At 64.5% G+C, this 3,990-nt stretch carries 4 protein-coding genes; 3 read left to right on the top strand and 1 reads right to left on the bottom strand.

The genetic code is table 11. The features are described from left to right. The 3 genes from purD to VMR03_RS08550 all read left to right on the top strand — a co-directional run. Positions 1-1,225, top strand: a 1,225-nt coding sequence (gene purD, locus VMR03_RS08560; RefSeq protein WP_325404211.1) for a phosphoribosylamine--glycine ligase, incomplete at its 5' end; no start/stop codon positions are given. A gap of 69 nt (positions 1,226-1,294) precedes the next feature. Next, positions 1,295-2,395, top strand: coding sequence for a phosphotransferase (locus VMR03_RS08555; RefSeq protein WP_325404209.1), 1,101 nt, complete (start codon positions 1,295-1,297; stop codon positions 2,393-2,395). 27 nt (positions 2,396-2,422) lie between these two features. After that, positions 2,423-2,848 carry a GNAT family N-acetyltransferase gene (locus VMR03_RS08550; protein WP_325404207.1) on the top strand — a complete coding sequence of 142 codons (426 nt, stop codon included), beginning with the start codon at positions 2,423-2,425 and terminating at the stop codon, positions 2,846-2,848. An 8-nt stretch (positions 2,849-2,856) separates the two neighbouring features. Here VMR03_RS08550 and VMR03_RS08545 read toward each other — a convergent pair. After that, the coding region (locus tag VMR03_RS08545; RefSeq protein WP_325404205.1) for a 6-phosphofructokinase at positions 2,857-3,990 on the bottom strand (1,134 nt) is incomplete at its 5' end.

Below are 3,990 nucleotides of genomic sequence, written 5' to 3'. Positions count from 1 at the left end.
GGCAAGCCCGTTGGTGACACGGCTTTATTGCGCGCCGGGAAATGGCGGCATCGCGCAGGTCGCCGAATGCGTACCCCTGAAGCCGCTCGATTTCGACGCCATCGTCGCCTTCTGCCGCGAGAAGACTGTCGGCTTCGTCGTCGTCGGCCCCGAGGATCCGCTGGTCGGCGGCCTTGTCGACCGTCTGGACCGCGAAGGCATCAAATCCTTCGGCCCGAGCGCCGCCGCCGCGCGGCTCGAAGGCTCGAAGGGATTCACGAAAGACCTCTGCGCCGAATTCGGAATTCCGACCGCCGCCTATGGCCGTTTCTCCGACGCGGCGCGCGCAAAGGCTTTCGTCGCCGCGAACGGTGCACCCATCGTCGTCAAGGCGGACGGCCTCGCCGCCGGCAAGGGCGTGACCGTCGCCGAAACGGTCGCGGAGGCGAATGCGGCCATCGACGACATCTTCGGTGGCCGCTTTGGCGCGGCCGGCGCCGAAGTCGTGGTCGAGGAATTTCTCGACGGCGAGGAAGCAAGCTTCTTCGCGCTCTGCGACGGCAAGACCGTGCTCCCGCTCGCGACCGCGCAGGATCACAAGCGCGTCTTCGACGGCGACAAGGGGCCGAACACCGGCGGCATGGGCGCTTATTCGCCGGCGCCGATTCTCACGCCCGAAATGATCGCCCGCGTGATGAAGGAAATCATCGAGCCGACCGCAGAGGCGATGCGGGCGCGCGGCACGCCTTTCAAGGGCGTCTTCTTCGCCGGCCTGATGATCACGGCGAAAGGCCCGCAGCTCATCGAATACAATACGCGCTTCGGCGATCCGGAGACGCAGGTACTGATGACGCGGCTCGCCTCCGATCTCCTGCCGGCGCTCATCGCTTGCCACGACGGCACGCTCGACCGGATTGCGCTCGACTGGAAGAGCGACGTGGCGCTCACCGTCGTCATGGCCGCGAACGGCTACCCGGGCGATTATCGCAAGGACACCGAGATCAAGGGGCTCGACGCGGCGGGCGCGTTGCCGAACGTCGAGATCTTCCACGCTGGCACGCGCGCCGACGGCGGCCGCATTCTCGCCACCGGCGGGCGTGTGCTCAATGTGACCGCGACAGCCGCGACCGTCGCCGAGGCACAGGCCGCCGCCTATCGCGCCGTCGATCTCATCGACTGGCCGGAGGGCTTTTGCCGCCGCGACATTGGCTGGCGCGCGATCGAACGCGAGCACCAAACGGCCTGACCGCGCGGCCGCAAACATGGCTTGCGTCATAATCAGTATACAGATAAAACAGGTTCGGGAGGCTAACAGATGAGCGACGGAGCGCCGGCGGAAGCAAGCCGCCAGGAACAGTTTTCGGGCACCAAGGACGTGGTCGAGTCTCATCGGTTCGATGCAGGCCGGCTCGAAGCCTATATGCGCGCGCATGTCGAAGGCTTCGCGGGTCCGCTCGAGGTGCGCCAGTTCAAGGGCGGCCAGTCGAATCCGACCTATCAGCTCATCACGCCCGGTCGCAAATATGTGCTGCGCCGCAAGCCGCCGGGGAAGCTTCTTCCCTCCGCCCATGCCGTCGATCGCGAATACAAGGTCATCACCGCGCTGCATGGCGTCGGCTTCCCCGCGCCGCGCACCTATTGCCTCTGCGAGGATGACGACGTCATCGGCACAGCCTTCTACATCATGGACATGGTCGAGGGCCGCGTGCTCTGGGAGCCGCTGCTGCCGGGCCAGGAGCCGGCAACGCGACGCGCCATTTATTCGTCGCTCAACGAGACGATGGCGCAGCTCCACATGGTCGACTACGCGGCAATCGGGCTTGGCGATTTCGGCAAGCCGGGAAATTATTTCATCCGCCAGATCTCGCGCTGGTCGAAGCAATATGTCGCCTCGGAAACCGAAACCATCGTCGAGATGAACAAGCTGATGGAGTGGTTGCCGGAGAACGTGCCGCAGGACGACTCGACGTCGATCGTTCACGGCGACTACCGGCTCGATAATACGATCCTGCATCCGACCGAGCCCAAGGTCATCGCGGTTCTCGACTGGGAACTGTCGACACTCGGTCATCCGCTCGGCGACTTCACCTATAGCTGCATGCAATGGGTGATGCCGGGTCAGGGCACCGGCGGCGGCACGGGCTCGATCGCGACGGCGGACCTGAAGAGCCTCGGCATCCCGACGCTCGACGAATATATCGCGATGTATTGCGAGCGCACCAATCGCTCCGGCATCGACAATCTCGATTTCTATTTCGCCTACAACTTCTTCCGCCTCGCAGGAATTCTGCAAGGCATCGCGGGCCGCGTGCGCGACGGCACGGCGTCGAGCGAGCATGCGAAGACCATGTCGCAGAACGTGCGTCCTCTCGCGCAGGAAGCCTGGAAATACGCCCAGCGCGCGGGCGCCCGCTAACAAAAGCAACAAGGATCAGCAGACACGATGAGTTGGTTGCGTCATGGCTTCGAGATCAACACGGACAAGACGAAGCTCGACAGGGACTCGATCCTGCGCATGCTCCGCGCCACCTATTGGGCGAGCGAAGTGCCGGTCGACGACCTCTGGGAAAGCATTCTGAACTCGCGCGCCTATGGCATGTATTCGCCGGACGGCGAGCAGGCGGGTTTCGCGCGCCTCGTCACCGACATGACGCGCTTTGCCTGGTTCAGCGATGTCTATGTGCTGCCCGTGCATCGCGGCCACGGTCTTGGCAAGTGGCTCGTCGAGACGGTCGTCAGCGATCCTGCCATCGCCAAGGTCCGCCGCATCATGTTGAGCACCAAGGACGGCCACGCGCTTTACGAGCGCATGGGCTTCTCGCTGATCGAAGGCGAAGAAGCCGCCAAGATGATGATGCTGATGCGCTGAGGAGGCCCTCAGTTCAGGAACATCGGCTTTCCGAGCACATGGGCGATGCGGGGACGATAGGTCTCCGCGTCGTAGAGCGCGGCGACGTCGACGCGGCGGCGGCCCTGAATGCAGGTGTCGGCCGGCACCGTGTCGTACTTGCCGTCGCGCACGACCGTCATGAGACCGGTCTTGCCTTCCGCGATCATCTGCACGGCGAGCGTGCCGTAGCTCTTCGCCACCATCTGATCGAGCGCGTCCGGCGCGCCCGCGCGCATCAGATAGCCGAGGCTCTGGCTGATCGCATCGACGCCGGTGATCCGCGTGATCTCCTCGCCGAGAAGCTGGCCGATGCCGCCGAGACGCCGGCGGCCGTGATCGTCGGCCTCGCCATGCTGGACGAGTTCGCCGCCCAGCATCTTCGCGCCTTCCGAAATCACGACCATCGCGTAATTCGCCGGATTGCGCGCGCGATCCCGGACGATCATCTCCGCAAGCCGGTCGACGTCGAAAGGAACCTCCGCGATCAAAGCGCGGTCGACATCGGCGAGATAGCTCGAAATGAGCGCCGTCTCGCCCGAGAGCCGTCCGAAGAGCTCGACGACGGCAATGCGTTCATGACTCCCGGTCGAGGTGCGCAGCGAATTGATGTGCCCGACCGAACGCGACACGGCGGTCGAAAAGCCGATGCAGTAATCGGTGCCGAAGACGTCGTTGTCCATCGTCTTCGGAATGGAGATGAGCTTGAAGCCTTGCCGGTGAAGATGCGCGCTGAAGGTCAGCGTACCGTCGCCGCCGATCGTCACCATCACGTCGATGCCGAGATGCTCCATGACGCGGAGGATATGCGGCGTGCAATCGACTGTACCGTCGGCCGCAACATCGAATCTGCCTTTCAGGAAGTCCGGCAACTTCTCAGGTTTCACGCGGCGCGGATTGGTGCGCGAGGTGTGGAGCACCGTGCCGCCGGTCCGGTCGATCGTGCGCACGGCCTCGTGATCGAGGCGCATCAGGTGCTTCTCGCTGCCCTCCGGGTCGTCGGGATTGTAATGGAGGGGCCCTTCCCAGCCACGCCGGAAGCCGACGACTTCCCAGCCGCGTTCGCCCGCGCGCCAGGTCACCGCCTTGATGCAGGGATTGAGCCCCGGCACGTCGCCGCCGCC

Source organism: Parvibaculum sp. (assembly GCF_035511255.1).
Classification (GTDB): Bacteria; Pseudomonadota; Alphaproteobacteria; order Parvibaculales; family Parvibaculaceae; genus Parvibaculum.
This window is presented reverse-complemented; position numbering and strand designations above follow the sequence as displayed.